14 protein-coding genes are annotated in these 13,953 nt (G+C 54.9%); 8 read left to right on the forward strand and 6 right to left on the reverse strand.

The features are described from left to right. Positions 1–27 precede the first annotated feature (27 nt). Together mtnC and J7J49_RS10835 are read left to right on the forward strand one after the other, a co-directional pair. Entirely contained in the window at positions 28–714 is a 687-nt protein-coding gene (mtnC, locus tag J7J49_RS10830) for an acireductone synthase (protein WP_215092474.1), read from the forward strand. A gap of 11 nt (positions 715–725) precedes the next feature. Next, positions 726–1,274, forward strand: a complete 549-nt coding sequence (locus J7J49_RS10835; protein WP_215092476.1) for a 1,2-dihydroxy-3-keto-5-methylthiopentene dioxygenase — start codon at positions 726–728, stop codon at positions 1,272–1,274. A 239-nt stretch (positions 1,275–1,513) separates the two neighbouring features. On the opposite strand, the gene mtnK is transcribed toward J7J49_RS10835, so the two are convergent. Further along, entirely contained in the window at positions 1,514–2,776 is a 1,263-nt protein-coding gene (gene mtnK / locus J7J49_RS10840; protein ID WP_215092478.1) for an S-methyl-5-thioribose kinase, read from the reverse strand. A 40-nt stretch (positions 2,777–2,816) separates the two neighbouring features. Further along, positions 2,817–3,986, reverse strand: coding sequence for a GGDEF domain-containing protein (locus tag J7J49_RS10845; protein WP_240488239.1), 1,170 nt, complete (start codon positions 3,984–3,986; stop codon positions 2,817–2,819). A gap of 273 nt (positions 3,987–4,259) precedes the next feature. Here J7J49_RS10845 and J7J49_RS10850 point away from each other — a divergent pair, with 273 nt between their 5' ends. Then, on the forward strand, positions 4,260–4,544 hold the full coding sequence (locus J7J49_RS10850; protein ID WP_215092482.1) for a YrhK family protein: 285 nt from the start codon (positions 4,260–4,262) through the stop codon (positions 4,542–4,544). A 10-nt stretch (positions 4,545–4,554) separates the two neighbouring features. Here the strand turns inward: J7J49_RS10850 and J7J49_RS10855 are convergent, their stop codons facing one another. From J7J49_RS10855 to J7J49_RS10865, 3 genes are all read right to left on the reverse strand, one after another. Beyond that, entirely contained in the window at positions 4,555–4,821 is a 267-nt protein-coding gene (locus tag J7J49_RS10855; RefSeq protein ID WP_215092484.1) for a DksA/TraR family C4-type zinc finger protein, read from the reverse strand. A 91-nt stretch (positions 4,822–4,912) separates the two neighbouring features. After that, on the reverse strand, positions 4,913–5,479 hold the full coding sequence (locus J7J49_RS10860) for a YgjV family protein (protein WP_064235258.1): 567 nt from the start codon (positions 5,477–5,479) through the stop codon (positions 4,913–4,915). Between the two features lie 59 nt (positions 5,480–5,538). Then, positions 5,539–6,291, reverse strand: coding sequence for a DeoR/GlpR family DNA-binding transcription regulator (locus tag J7J49_RS10865; protein ID WP_215092486.1), 753 nt, complete (start codon positions 6,289–6,291; stop codon positions 5,539–5,541). Between the two features lie 134 nt (positions 6,292–6,425). Between J7J49_RS10865 and J7J49_RS10870 the strand changes: the two genes are divergently transcribed. The 5 genes from J7J49_RS10870 to J7J49_RS10890 are packed head-to-tail and all read left to right on the forward strand — an operon-like array spanning position 6,426 to position 11,761. Next, complete coding sequence (locus J7J49_RS10870; RefSeq protein WP_215092488.1) at positions 6,426–7,430, forward strand: ABC transporter substrate-binding protein; 1,005 nt, start codon at positions 6,426–6,428, stop codon at positions 7,428–7,430. A 2-nt stretch (positions 7,431–7,432) separates the two neighbouring features. Continuing rightward, positions 7,433–9,160, forward strand: a complete 1,728-nt coding sequence (locus tag J7J49_RS10875) for an ABC transporter permease (protein WP_215092490.1) — start codon at positions 7,433–7,435, stop codon at positions 9,158–9,160. Further along, the gene (locus tag J7J49_RS10880; protein ID WP_251048255.1) at positions 9,148–10,239 is read left to right on the forward strand and encodes an ABC transporter ATP-binding protein; all 1,092 of its coding nucleotides are present in this window, start codon (positions 9,148–9,150) and stop codon (positions 10,237–10,239) included. The genes J7J49_RS10875 and J7J49_RS10880 overlap by 13 nt, the downstream gene beginning before the upstream one ends. Continuing rightward, positions 10,236–11,333 (forward strand): MBL fold metallo-hydrolase, encoded by a 1,098-nt coding sequence (locus J7J49_RS10885; RefSeq protein ID WP_215092492.1) that lies wholly within the window; start codon positions 10,236–10,238, stop codon positions 11,331–11,333. The genes J7J49_RS10880 and J7J49_RS10885 overlap by 4 nt, the downstream gene beginning before the upstream one ends. After that, positions 11,315–11,761 (forward strand): phosphatase domain-containing protein, encoded by a 447-nt coding sequence (locus tag J7J49_RS10890; protein WP_215092494.1) that lies wholly within the window; start codon positions 11,315–11,317, stop codon positions 11,759–11,761. The genes J7J49_RS10885 and J7J49_RS10890 overlap by 19 nt, the downstream gene beginning before the upstream one ends. Positions 11,762–11,772: 11 nt before the next feature. On the opposite strand, the gene J7J49_RS10895 is transcribed toward J7J49_RS10890, so the two are convergent. Next, positions 11,773–13,827, reverse strand: a complete 2,055-nt coding sequence (locus tag J7J49_RS10895; RefSeq protein WP_215092495.1) for a cache domain-containing protein — start codon at positions 13,825–13,827, stop codon at positions 11,773–11,775. Positions 13,828–13,953: the final 126 nt, after the last annotated feature.

Below are 13,953 nucleotides of genomic sequence, written 5' to 3' on the forward strand. Positions count from 1 at the left end.
TGAATGGTCTTAAATGAGCAGCCTTAAATGAGCAACCCAACTGTACGCGCGATTGTGACCGATATTGAGGGCACCACCACGGACATTAGCTTCGTACATAAGGTGCTGTTTCCCTACGCCCACGCTAAGCTACCCGACTTTCTACGCGCTAACGCAGAAACTCCTGCGGTTGCCGAGCAGCTTGATGCCGTGCGCAGCGAAATGGGCGACCCTACCGCCTCTCTTGAGGCAGCCATCGACCAGTTGCTGCACTGGATCGAGACCGATCAAAAAGTCACCCCGTTGAAAGCCTTGCAGGGGATGGTGTGGGCGGATGGCTACCAACGCGGTGATTTTACAGGGCATTTGTATAGCGATGTGGCCCCCACCCTGCGCCAGTGGAAAGATTCAGGCAAAGCGCTCTACGTTTACTCGTCAGGCTCTGTTCAGGCGCAGAAGTTGCTGTTTGGCTATAGCGACGAAGGCGATTTGACCCCGATGTTTAGTGGCTACTTTGATACTCATATTGGTCATAAACGCGAGGCTAGTGCCTATCAGCAGATTATCGCTGAGCTTGACCTACCTGCGGAGGCAGTGCTGTTCTTGTCGGATGTGGTCGAGGAGCTAGATGCCGCCAAGCAGGCGGGTATGCAAACCCTGCAACTGGTGCGCGAAGGGACTCAGGCGGGCAATACCCATGCTTGTGTTACTCGCTTTGATGAAATTGCCTTTTAGGAGAGCCTACGATGTCGCAACTGAAAGTATTTGCTGATCAGAACCCTAACGATGCACTAATGGACATCACCGACGGCGAGCAAATTGCCGCTGAGTTAAACAAAGTCGGCGTAGTGTTTGAGCGCTGGGCAGCACCGGGCGACATTGCCGACGACGCTACCCAGGAAGATATCTTGGCGCTTTACCAAGAAGATATTGACCGGGTAAAAAGCAAGGGCGGCTATCAAACCGTCGACGTGCTGCACATGGTACCCACGCACCCAGAAAAAGACGCCATGCGGCAGAAGTTCTTAAATGAGCATCGCCATCACGAAGATGAAGTGCGCTTCTTCGTTAAAGGTCAGGGGCTGTTCTGCCTGCACATCGATGACAAGGTGTATCAAGTGTTGTGTACCCGAAACGACTTGATCAGCGTGCCTGCCAATACGCCCCACTGGTTCGATATGGGCCCAGCGCCGGAATTCACCGCGCTACGCTTCTTCGATAACGTGGAAGGCTGGGTGCCCCATTGGACAGAGAGCGATATCGCCGGGAAGTTTGATCGTTTGGATCAGTTATAAGCGGTGAGGAGTGAGGGGTAAATCGTAAGTTGTGAATCGTTGTAGGCAGTTGTAGCACGGCGTAAGCGCCAGCGCACCCGCGAAGCAGCGCATTAGCGGTGCTTCGCGGGTGGCACCCAGACCAGATAAGTCGCAGTGGCGTTATCCAGGCGGCTGGCGCCGCCGTTGCGGGTGCCTCATACGCTCGTTCCTCGCAAGATTCGTTACACCGCACTACGGGGTAGTGCCCATCGCGATGCTTATAAAACCTCTTGTTGGTTATACGCTCTTGCTAGGTCTGCAAGCGCAGTAAGGTCACAGTAAGCTTCCGGCTCCAAAATCAGCGCTTGGCCCATCAGCACGTTACGCGCTTCAAGTTTGGCGCGCAGGGCGGTGTCTTCGATCTCTTCAAAATCGGCGTTGTGGGCTAGCGATAAAACACGGCGGTGCATTTCAATGCCGCAGTAGGCCAGCGCATCCAGGCGGATCTCTTCCAGTAATGCATCGCAGGCATCGTCCGCGCTATTGCCCTGCTCTTCAAACAGCGACTTGGGAAACAGAATGCCCGTCCGCTCGGTTTGCCAAAGGTGGCGGAACTCGGCATCAAAACAGGTAAAGCACGCTTCAATCACTTCTAATATCCACGCCTGATAATCTTCAAGCGCATCTTCCTGGCGATGAGCGGGCTGGCTGAAATAGGCCATCAGGAAGTTAGCCACCGCCATCCCCAAGTCAAAGGCCATGGGGCCGTACTGGGAGAACTCAGGGTCAATGACCCGCACTTCTTTATCGGTGGCCATAATCGAGCCAGAGTGCAGATCACCATGCAGCATGGTTTCGGTGTTAGCGGTGAACTTCATCAACAGCCGTTGAACCTTGGCTTTTAGCCGCGCATTACGGCGTAGCTCATCTACTACCGGTGAAAGCTCCGGCGTATGGTGGTTCATTTCAGCGCCGTAATAGGGGTCGGTAAACACCAATGATTCAGTAATGGCGGGAATGGCCACATTGCCTGAAAACAGCCCCACGTCCTGCTTTTTCTCGGGGCTACTCAGCGAAAGTTCCGAACCACGAAACGCCGTGCGTGCACAAAACTGGCCGATGGTTTCGCCAAGCTGAGCGACTTTCTCGCCGTTAATGAGCTTACGGCGCAAAATCGTGTGGGGGTGTAGATACTCCATCACAAACAGCGCCTGGGGTTTGTCGAAGTTGTACACCTCAGGAGCGATACCCGGTGCCCGCTTGGCCTGGCGCACCAGGGCGTAATACTCAAAATGGGCACGATAAATCGGCAGCGGCCAGCTCTCTCCCACCATTCTCACGTAGGGAAGCGCCTGTTTTACCACTACGCTGCCGTGGCTGCCGGAGACAATAAACACCAGGTTAAGGTTGCCGTCACCCACCTCGCGAATCTCCCAGCTAGCGGGTTCTCCGCCCACTCGACTAGCTACTTCCCCAACGCCACCAAGCCGCTGAGATAGGGTCTCGACGCTGAGCGCGCGGTAATCTTGATCAATCTCCAAAGGTCACTCCTCACAGAACGTTTAAGGGTATGCTTGGCCGCTACTGGGCAGAAATACCTAAGCCATCAACAGCGTCATCGGAGGATGGTAGATCAACCAAGTTCGCCTCCCTGATACGGTTACGGCCCTGTCGTTTAGCTTCATAAAGCGCCACATCCGCTTTTAACAGCAAGTCGGCTGGTGTAAGGCCTACTGCGGGACGGAGCACCGCAACACCAACGCTCACGGTGACAACGCTATGCGTCGAGACACCCTGATTAGGAATCCCTAAAGCTTCCACACTGCACCGTATTCGCTCTGCCGCTGATTTTGCCGATTCAGGTGTTGCATTGGTCATCAGCACTAAAAACTCCTCGCCGCCAAAACGTACGACCAAATCGGAATCACGGCTATTGGCCTGCATGGCAGCAGCCACTTGGCGCAAACATACGTCACCTTCAGGATGGCCATAGTAGTCGTTGTAGGCTTTGAAGTGATCAATATCGATAACCATCATCCCTAAAAAAAGACCTTTATCGGCAGCCTCCTGCCAGCGCAAAGGCAAAACTGTATCGAACTGGCGTCGATTGGCCAGATTCGTCAGGGGGTCGGTGACAGACATCCGCGTCAGCTTTTGATTATCTTGGAAGTAATAGCCCGCGCGGAGCTGCTCTTTCAACACATGCAGGTAGGAGGTTCGCTCACTCTGTTCGAAGCGATAGCTTGCCACCAAGGTAAACAATGCTTGAGCGATGATAGTAAATATAGCGAGCCTTTTTACCTCTGGCGGCATTGCTTCATAGGGCAAAACAAAACCTAATATTATAAATATACTAATGGCGGATGACACACAGGCGTAGCTAAACCGTAATGAGTAAACAATATTACCTACCAGTAAGATAAGGCCGAAAGAGAAAACATCTAGGTACGAGTAAGGAACGGTAGATTCCGCAACTATTAAACATGAAACCACCGTTGCAACAATAACAGTGCTTGCCATTAAGGTCTCACGGAGGAATGGTGCTACGCCTCGATAGACCCACCATAAAATGGGCAAGCCAATAGGTAGCATCACTCCAATGCGTAATAGCAAGGCGGTGGTAAAAGAGTCAGGCCGAAAGCTGTAATCATTGATCAGAAACAGGCAGTAAATGACCGCTGATATTAGCCCTGACATCACCATCTGACGACTACGCTGGCGCTGGGTATCAGCTTCAAAACGCGCTTCCACTTGCTCAGTAAAACGTAACCGCCAAGGCCCTCTTTGCAACTCGTTTTCCACCGCTGTTAGCAGCGTGTCATTGACCATTACTCGCCCTCAACGTCTCACCTAATAACTTACGGCTTTCATGCATCATTACTAAACACCAGAAGCCACCCATCACCTTGGAGTAAGCGGTTAGTGTGCCACAATAACGTTTAGTTAAAGTGAATATTGATACAATATATTAAACGGAATTCATCCGAATTTTCATTCAATGAACATTCAACCAGGAGGCTAATAATGCAGCGCCAACAGGATCCGATGACCAACGACTGGACGTTCACCATCGGGCATCACGAACTCGTTGTGCACCAGCGCTATGAGGTGCTCAGTATGGTCAACGATTTCATGCTGGGTATTTGGTTTACGATCGGCAGTGTCTGTTTTTTTTACCAAGGTGCCGTACAAACCGTCGGCGTATGGTTGTTTGTGCTTGGCAGCCTCCAACTGCTGATTCGTCCGGCAATTCGTCTTCACCGCTATATCTATTTCAAGCAGCTACCGGACACCGACCACGACGCCTAGAAAGCCGCGTTCAACGCAGTTGGCTGTCTTTGCTACCGCGACGGTTATAGCCACTGAAGGCCGACTGCTGTTTGTCCAATTCACTTTGGCAGGCTACGCATAGCCGTACCCCAGGAATCGCCTTGCGGCGCGCTTCGGGAATGGGGTCACCACACTCTTCGCAAATCTCAAGACTCTCACCACGGGGCAACTGGCTACGAGCTCGCTGCACCGCATCCTCTAGCGTGCTCTCCATCTGCTCTTGTTCAGCACCATCTTTTGCCCATCCGCCGGCCATAGTCGCGCTCCTTGTTCAGGCCCTAACAAGCTATCAGCATAGCAGTCTCGCCGTTCGATAAACCAAGTGGATGTTAGCCAGCTAGGTCTGATCATTTTTTGGAGACAACGCCAGGTTCTTCTGCTCCCTCAAACACGCCAGGGTATTTTCGCTTGGCTCGCACTAAGCGAATAATGGTAATGATATTGGTGACTACAATCAGGCCTTCGGCAATGGTACCGCCGATGGTGCCAATCAGCAGGTTGTTAAGCATCCAGGCTAAGGCGGCCAACCCCAGAAAAGTTCGCATGGCGATACCGCGCAGCAGAAACATGCCCACAGTTCCCAGAATCATGGCCGTCACCGGCAGAATATCTACCCAACTTTGCCACGTGAAAGCTGCGGCGATACCGCTGGCCAGCAAGACACCCGCCATAACGGCCTTACTGCCCATATATCGACGAGCCAGAACAATCCGCACTATCACCAGCCCCGTCAGCGCCGCCGCCGTCCAACTCTCGAAAAACACAAACTGCAGCGCAAAAGCCACATTGGCTGAAATCAGTAACACCAAGAGGCGATCGTCATTTTTACTGGCAAAGGCCACGACACATATCACCAGAGCCACCAAGCCACAGAGCTGACCAGCCAGGGCACTATGGCTTAGGTTTTCTAACATTTATAACGCTCCTCATTTCCACGCTACCGTTAGCCCATACTGGCACAGTTAGCGTTCTCCTAACCCAAAAACCGAACGCCTTGGGCGGCCAACGGGCTGCGTAGTCTGTCAGGCAGTGGCACATCGGTCACCACGGCATCATAATCACCCAACTGGCCCGCAGTGCAGCGCAGTGGCAGGTCGAACTTGGTTTTATCCAGCACTAAAACACGATAACCGGCATGAGCTAATAGCGCCTCACGGGCCATCACTTCGTCATCGTTGTAGTCATAAAGCTGACCATGGCTATCCATCCCCCCCACCGACACAATTCCCACATCGGCACGGTAGCGTTGAAAAAAGCGCCAGGCATCGCCGCCTATCACATCCTGGTCGCGCCGACGAACGCGCCCACCCGCCACGACTAACTCACACTTAAGCTGGCACAGCTTAATCAGCGCATGCAGATTATTGGTCATGATATGCAAGCCCTGCTTCTCGCTTAGCGCATCGGCCAACTGCTCAACCGTGGTGCCCGTGCCCAGAAATAGCGCTTGATGATCCTGCACCAAACTCGCTGCCCGCGCCGCAATCTGCCGTTTACCCGCCACATTGACGATCTGACGCTGGTCGTAGCCGATGTTTTCTTGTTCGGGAAACGGCAGCACTTCACCCTGGCGACGCAGCACCAAGCCCTTATCGGCTAGGTGCCGAATATCCCCACGCAAGGTTTGTACAGAAACCCCAAACTCGCCTGCCAAACTCTCTACCGATTGGCGCCCCTCAGCGTGGATTCGCTGCAACAGCTGTTGTCGACGTTCGAACTGACGCATAACCCCTCTCAGCACAGCGAAAGCAAAAAGTGCGGCAAACGAAAGCTACAAAATGTTGAACGAAAGCATAGTGTCACTTTGTTGTAAGCAGATGACAGTAACTTAGGTGGGGTTCACTCACTGGAGGTTTACCCATGTTGAAGCGCCCCCTGGCATCTATTCCGACATCTGCCCTTACTGCTGCCGTCGCGGTAGCCAGCTTTTCCCTTTCGGCTCAGGTAGCGGCGAACGAAACGCTGACGCTCTATACCAGCCAGCCCAATAGCGATGCCCAACAGACCGTTGACGCCTTTGAAGCGGCCTATCCCGACATTGAGGTGGAGTGGGTACGCGACGGTACCACGCGCTTAATGACCCGGCTGCGCTCGGAGCTTTCAGCCGGGGTGAGCAACCCCGACGTACTGCTGATTGCCGACAGCATGACCATGGAATCACTCAAGCAGGAGGGCCATTTACAGCCTTACCTAAGCGATGAGCGCCAGGCCTATGACGCCGACCTGTATGACCCAGAAGGCTACTACTACGGCACCAAGCTGATCACCACTGGGATTGTGTATAACACCGGCGCCGAGCATCAGCCGCAGAGCTGGCAAGACCTGCTGGGGCCTGATTACGAAGGCTTGGTTACTATGCCCAGCCCGCTCTACTCCGGCGCTGCGCTGATCCATATGGCGGCGATTAGCGCTAACCCAACATTAGGCGCCGAATACTACGACGCCCTGCACGATAATCGCACCGAAGCTCAGGGCGGCAATGGCGGCGTATTTAACGCCGTGGCCGCAGGCACCAAGCCCTATGGCATTGTGGTGGACTTCCTGCCGATTCGCGAAGCCGCCAAAGGCTCGCCGGTGGAGTTTGTATTTCCTGAAGAGGGCGTGAGCGCGGTGACCGAGCCGGTCGCTATTATGCAGGGTGCAGAGAACGTCGAGGCCGCGCAAAAGTTTGTTGATTTTGTACTTTCCCAGCAGGGCCAAACGCTGGTCAGCCAGCAGGGCTACCTGCCCGCCCACAACGACGTTGCCCCGCCGGAAGGCTTTCCCGAGCGCGATAGCATTACCCTGATGCCGGTGGATACAGAACAAGCGCTGGCCCAGGAAGCCGAGCTTAAACAGCAGTTTAGCGATCTATTCGGCGGGTAATCATGACGTCCGCTCTCAACTATAATAAGTACGACAGCGACAACAAGTACGGCAGCCAGCACCGCTGGCTGCTTTCCAGCCTGTTGATTGCCATTGTGCTGCTCAGCCTGGCGCCCAGCCTGCGCCTGCTGATTGAGGCGTTGAGCGACCTTACCCAAGGGCGACAGTCACCGCTATGGCAGGTACTCAACAGCGCCAGCACTTGGCGAGCACTCTGGCATAGCTTATACACCTCAGGGCTTGGCATGCTGATCGCCCTGCTGCTGGGCAGCCTGTTCGCCTTTGCCATCACGCTGACTAATGTGCGTGGCAAAGCGTGGCTGGTGTTCTGCTTTATGCTGCCAATGATGATTCCGCCTCAGGTTACCGCGCTGAGCTGGCTGCAGCTGTTTGGCCCGGCCAGCCCGCTACTGAAAAGTATTGGTATGGCGCCGCCGTTAGGCAGTCCGCAGCCGCTCTACTCGGCTGAAGGCATTGCGCTGCTGTTAGGTATTCAAAGCGCGCCGCTGGTGTTTCTGGCCCTGCGCACCAGTCTGCTTTCGCTGCCTCGCGAGCTTATTGAAGCCGCCCGCATTAGCGGCGCCAAACAAACCCAAGTATGGGGCCATATCATTCTGCCCGTGACCCGTAGCGGCTTGATCGCCGGGGGGGCGATGGCGTTTATCTCCAGCCTGGGCAACTTTGGCATTCCTGCCATGCTAGGCATTCCCGCTGGCTACTACGTGCTGCCCACACTGATCTACCAGCGCATGGCCAACTTCGGCACTGGCGTGTTGGCAGAAATGGCCGCCCTGTCGCTGCTGATTGGAGTGCTGGCCTTAGCGGGCGTCGCGCTGCAGCAGCACTTGATGGGACGCAGTCGCTTTGGACTGGGCGGCCATAGTGGACGCTCCCACGATTTCACCCTGGGCCGCTGGCGCTCGCTGGTAACCGCCACGCTGGTCGGGATCTTACTGATTATCCTGGTCGCACCGCTGCTCGCTCTGATGATCAGTTCGCTAGTGCCCGCCATGGGCGTGCCGCTTAACGCCGAGACCGCAACTTTAGGTGCTTACGTCGAAGTGATGGGGCATCAAGGCGCTACATGGCGGGCGGTGAACAACAGCCTTTGGCTTGCGGGTAGTGCGGCTCTGGTGCTGATGCTGCTAAGCCTGCCTTTGGCTTATCGGCTACAGCGCCTACCGGAGCGCTGGCGAGGGGTAGTGCTTAGCGCTATCGAGATTCCCTATGCGCTTCCCGGCGTGGTATTGGCCATTGCCTGCATCCTGCTGTTTGTGCGTCCGCTGCCGATCATCAATATAGCGCTCTACGGCACCTTAGGGCTGATTTTTATCGCTTACCTGGCGCGCTTTCTAGTGGTCTGCGTCAAACCTGTCGCGGCCAGCCTGGCGCAACTGGATCCCTCTCTTGAAGAGGCGGCACAGTTAGCCGGGGCAGGTCCCTGGCGGCGCCTGGGCAGCATTATTTTACCGCTGGTGGCGCCCGCGCTATTCGCCGGTGGACTGCTGGTGTTCTTGCTGGCGGTCAACGAGCTCACCGTATCAGCGCTGCTGTGGAGCGCCGGTAACGAAACCCTCGGCGTGCTGATTTTCAACCTCGACGAAGGCGGTGAAAGCGTGCTGGCCTCAGCGGTGTCAGTGCTGGTGGTGATCATGGTCGCCTCGCTGATGCTGACGCTCAGTTTGCTGGCACCGCGGCTACCTAAAGGAGTCATCCCATGGCAGAGCTAAACATTGCAGGGCCAAACATCGTAGGACTGAGCATTGATCGCGTTACCAAACGCTTTGGCGAACACACTGCCGTGGATGAGCTGTCGTTGGAGATTAATCCGGGAGAGTTTGTTGCCCTGCTCGGCCCTAGCGGCTGCGGCAAAACCACTATGCTGCGCATGTTGGCGGGGTTTGAAACGGTCAACGAGGGTACTATTCAATTAGCCAATCGTACCCTGGCAAGCGCCGATACCCATGTACCCCCCGAGCAGCGCAATATGGCCATGGTGTTTCAATCCTATGCGCTGTGGCCGCATATGAGCGTGGCTGACAACGTGGGCTACCCAGTCAAACTGCGCGGCCTGCGCGGGGCGGCGTATCAGCAAAAGGTTCAGCAAGCGCTAGCGTTGGTGGAACTCGATGCCTACGCCGACCGCATGCCCCAGGCCCTCAGTGGGGGCCAGCGACAGCGCGTGGCGCTCGCGCGCTGTCTAGTCAGCGACCCGTCGGTGGTGTTGCTGGATGAACCACTGGCCAACCTTGACCGTCATCTGCGCGCCACCATGGAGCACAGCTTCCGCGATTTTCACCAGCGCACTGGCGCTACCCTGGTCTATGTCACCCACGACCAGACCGAAGCCATGGCGCTGGCGGATAAAATCGCCGTGATGAAAGCGGGCAAGCTGATTCAGTGGGGCTCCCCCGAAACCCTTTACCAGCAGCCGCGCACCGCCTGGGTAGCGGGCTTTATCGGCCAGGGCAGTCAGCTTAAAGTCGCAGCTGGCAGCCCTGGAAAATGGCTTGAGAGCACCTCCCTGATGCGGGGGCTGAACGCCATCGAATCTGAGCGAACCCAAACGGTACTGGTGCGTCCAGAGCATATTCAGATCAGCACGACACTCACATCCACCGCGACCCACACACATAGTCAGCTTGCCGCCCAGGTAGAAAGCGTGATCTTCCGCGGCGAGCGTTATGAGCTCACCCTGCGTCTACCCAGCGGCGAAACGCTGCTGGCCTTCCATCACAGCGCGCCTGATTTGGGTAGCCTGGTTGTCGTTAGCCTTCAAAAGGGCTGGTGTCTGGAGCCCGACCAATGAGTATCACTATCGAGATTCTCAGTGGGTTAGGCGACAAAGGCCCTGCCGCTATAGTGGTAGAAGCCCAGGGGAAACGCCTGTTGTTAGATGCAGGGGGCGCACTGCATCCTGGAGTCCCCATTACCTGGGCCCGCGGCCTTAATGTAGATGCGGTGCTAATCAGTCACGACCATATTGACCACATCGGTGGCGTGGCCGAGCTAGCGGAAGACGTACCACTCTATTGCACACCCCTGGTGGCCAAGGCACTGCCTCATGGCCGCACTTGGCGCCCCCTGCCGGAGCGCGGCTCGTTAGAGGTGGAAGACATCACCGTCACCACCGGCCAAGCGGGACACTCCCTAGGCGGTGTGTGGCTGCATTTAGCGGTGGCAGGCGGGGTCTTCTATAGCGGCGATGCCTGCATTGAGTCATCAGTGTTCCCGTTTGATACGCCGCCGAAAGCCGCTGTTGCGTTACTGGATGCCTCCTACAGCAGCTACGACCAGCCCCAAGTAAGTTGTGTGCAGACCATCAGCGAGTATCTTTATCAACCGCTGGCCTTTCCCGTTCCAGAAACCGGTCGCGCGTTGGAAATGGCATTATGGTTGGTTGAAGAGGCTGCAATAAGAGGGTTAACACTGGCCATTGATGCCGATATTCGCGCCAATCTTGCCGCCCTGCTAGCAATGCCCGAGACTCTGCGGCGCCCTGGTATTGATGCCGCTATCGCTAATGTGTTGGCGCGAGCAAATGATGAACATGCCACACTTCGGTTAATAAGTGATCACAACGATAGGCCGGATCAGTGGACCGATCACCACTTGCTTCACACCGGCTACCTAACCCCTGAGCGCCGCGCCCAGCTAGCAGTGGGCGAGATAAGCTGGCAGCGCTGGAATGTTCACCTGCGTGCGTCACACCTGGTGGCACTCGCTGACCAACTGGGTGCCAATCAAGTGGTGCCGCTATTTAGCCAACTTAGCAATAACGAATTAAACGCCTGGCAGGGGCTGCTAGGCGGTCGTCTCTGCACCGCACAGCGTTTCTCTACTCAGTCCCGTTTAGCCACCTTTTCCTGTTCAGGGAGTTTTGCATGTCCGCAGTCATTGTAGATGTCGACGGCACCTTAGCCGAGTTTCATCCCCACCAGGTCAGTGATTGGGTGTTGGGAAGCCAAAAACAGTGGGAGCCGTTCTTTGCCCATATGGCCGAAGCACCGGTAATCGAAGCGGTCGCCAGGCTGGTTAAAATATTAAAGGCCCAAGGTCAGCAGATCGTGATTTGTAGCGGTCGCCCAGACAGCCACCGTGAGCATACCCAGCGCTGGCTGGAGCGCCACACCATCCCTTTTGATGCCATGTACCTCCGCCCAGAAGGCGATGACCATGTGGATGATGAAGAGGTAAAAGCCGCACTACTCAATCAAATACGCAGCGATGGCTTTGCTCCCTGGCTGGTGTTAGATGATCGCGACGCCGTGGTCGCCCACTGGCGCTCACTAGGCCTAACCTGCCTACAGTGCGCACCGGGGGATTTTTAGCCACGTAATGATCAGACAATAGGCAGGCAGGCGATCGCTATCACATCATTGCGGTAATTATCGTTGCGTTTGTACTCGCGGTAGCCTGTCGAAGCGACCATGGCGGATAAATAGCTATTGCCCTCGTACTCCAGCCGCTGGAACAGTCGCTCACCATCACGTAAAGCCAGCACCTCTGTGTAGCCGCCAGCAAACAATTTAGGCACGGCAATATCGGCTAAGGTAGAAGAGATCACTTGGCCTTCGGCGTCTATAAACAGAGCGAAAGGTGACAGCGACTGCGCACTACTGTTAGGCAGATTATCAGCGAGAATCTGCCTAAACTCTGGAGCTGCATCAAACACAGTGGCAATGCCACCAACAATAGTGCTGCTATTGAAATCAACCACGGGGGCGCAGTAAAGATACGTGGGTCGATTAGCGTATAGCTCACTCTCCGTAAATGCCGAGACCACGTACCCCTGTTCTGAGAAAGTGTTTAAGCACTCGGCTAAAGGCAGGGTTTCAGGAACATGGGTGCCAATAAGGGCTTCTGAGTGTTTATCGGAAACGCTAACGATAGTGCCTTCTCGGTCAAACAGAAGAATATTGGTATACACAGTGTAAAGACGATTAATCGCGCTAATGACCTCTGCTAGCTCAGCGAGTGCCTGCTTATTACCCTTTGAAGCCGCACGTAACTGCTTACGGATACGCTCATCCAATGCCCACCAGCGCGCATCGTTGGCGCGTTCGTAAAGATTGCGATCCATTATACTGACCATGCTAAAGGCACGCATGGTGGCATCGGCAATAGCGGTTAAACTCATTCCCCGGCGCAGTGTGGAAATAGATTGTTCAAACAATTGATCGGTTAGATTGCCAATCTCACGGATCTGATGCAGCACGGGCACCAGCTCTACCGCCTTGTAACGCACTGAAATAATATGCCCATTAATCACCGCTAGGTTAAGCTGCTGCGCAATCATTGACGCCTGGAGGCGAATGTCGCTTAGCCTTCCCTGTACCACATCGGTGTTCACTGAGGTGTCCATAGCAGTTGGCTGGTGATGAGCAGCGCCCGATAACGCTGTCAGCGCCATAAAACGCCAACCAATTCCACCGTAGCCTTGATAAGTGGCGCTTTTAACTTGCCGACACGCATAGGCGTTGCCATTTAGCACAAGGACTTCAACGTTTTCAGCGCCCACCTGCTGCATCGGCTCATTCAGCGCTAGCTGGGGTAAACTGGAAGCGACTACTCGGCCATCATTATCCAATAAGGCAAGCTCAAACTCACCGTCTGCGACCTCATTGAAAATACCGCGCACTTCCTCTTCAAGGTTAAAACTCAGCGCGAGATAGCCTAAGCACTGATTCGACACCGCTTGATGAACAGGCGAAATAAACAGTAGCGCCCGATACTGGTGAGGCACTAAAGGGGTAGCAGCAAAGTACTCCACGTAACCGTTGTCTAATTGAGACAGCGTTTGATACAGGCGCTCATCGTGAAACGTATTAGCGTCTCCCAAAGTGAGGCTGGTGCGCAGCGTAGCGTCTAAATTGAGCAGCATTACATCATCATAAACAGAGTACTTAGCCACATAGCGGGCAAAGTGTTGCTGGATATTGATCGAACTTGCCGCTTCGTCACTCTCCATGTAGGCGCGGATAATGCTGTCAGTCGAAAGAAAGCCGATGTCAGCAGAGCGCTCGTACAGATTACGCACCAGCATATCGACGGCAATCGCCGCTCTTCCCCCCAGCACCATTTCATATTCTCGGGCGTACTCTTCGGCCAATGCCGTGGCAAGCTGAACGCGCAACAGACGAAAACGATCTTGAACTTCCGATATGCGATCCAGCACGCCGTTACTACCACTGCGACTCGCTACCTTACCCACCAAGGCAATAATGGCTAACCAGTCATCCAAATGTGATAACTGACTGTCGTAGTGTTTAACGTAAGCGGGCGGTTCCAACGCGTGTGTAGAACGCATTCGGGCCAACGCTGGGAGTGCGCCAGAGCCAGGGAGACGGGCGTCAGTTTGGCCGGACAAGCCCGGAGATAAAGAGCGGGTAGTCATATTGCCACCTTGCTATCAAAGCATCTGCCAGGACATTAACCGAGCCTATTTACTTACTATAACCTTTTGTCCCTGAACTCAAGCACTAAGTCTTACTAAAGCTAAGCTTTGTTAAAAGCGTAGCGG

This window comes from Halomonas sp. ISL-56, from assembly GCF_018612805.1.
GTDB lineage: Bacteria > Pseudomonadota > Gammaproteobacteria > Pseudomonadales > Halomonadaceae > Vreelandella.

Bases quoted from the DNA above. Each gene is read 5' to 3' on its own strand.
- J7J49_RS10835 (WP_215092476.1), top strand. From the start codon at position 726: ATGTCGCAACTGAAAGTATTTGCTGATCAGAACCCTAACGATGCACTA.
- J7J49_RS10855 (WP_215092484.1), bottom strand. From the start codon at position 4,821: ATGGCCGGCGGATGGGCAAAAGATGGTGCTGAACAAGAGCAGATGGAG.
- J7J49_RS10865 (WP_215092486.1), bottom strand. From the start codon at position 6,291: ATGCGTCAGTTCGAACGTCGACAACAGCTGTTGCAGCGAATCCACGCT.
- J7J49_RS10870 (WP_215092488.1), top strand. From the start codon at position 6,426: ATGTTGAAGCGCCCCCTGGCATCTATTCCGACATCTGCCCTTACTGCT.
- J7J49_RS10895 (WP_215092495.1), bottom strand. From the start codon at position 13,827: ATGACTACCCGCTCTTTATCTCCGGGCTTGTCCGGCCAAACTGACGCC.
- J7J49_RS10890 (WP_215092494.1), top strand. From the start codon at position 11,315: ATGTCCGCAGTCATTGTAGATGTCGACGGCACCTTAGCCGAGTTTCAT.
- J7J49_RS10860 (WP_064235258.1), bottom strand. From the start codon at position 5,479: ATGTTAGAAAACCTAAGCCATAGTGCCCTGGCTGGTCAGCTCTGTGGC.
- J7J49_RS10880 (WP_251048255.1), top strand. From the start codon at position 9,148: ATGGCAGAGCTAAACATTGCAGGGCCAAACATCGTAGGACTGAGCATT.
- J7J49_RS10850 (WP_215092482.1), top strand. From the start codon at position 4,260: ATGCAGCGCCAACAGGATCCGATGACCAACGACTGGACGTTCACCATC.
- mtnC (WP_215092474.1), top strand. From the start codon at position 28: ATGAGCAACCCAACTGTACGCGCGATTGTGACCGATATTGAGGGCACC.
- J7J49_RS10875 (WP_215092490.1), top strand. From the start codon at position 7,433: ATGACGTCCGCTCTCAACTATAATAAGTACGACAGCGACAACAAGTAC.
- J7J49_RS10885 (WP_215092492.1), top strand. From the start codon at position 10,236: ATGAGTATCACTATCGAGATTCTCAGTGGGTTAGGCGACAAAGGCCCT.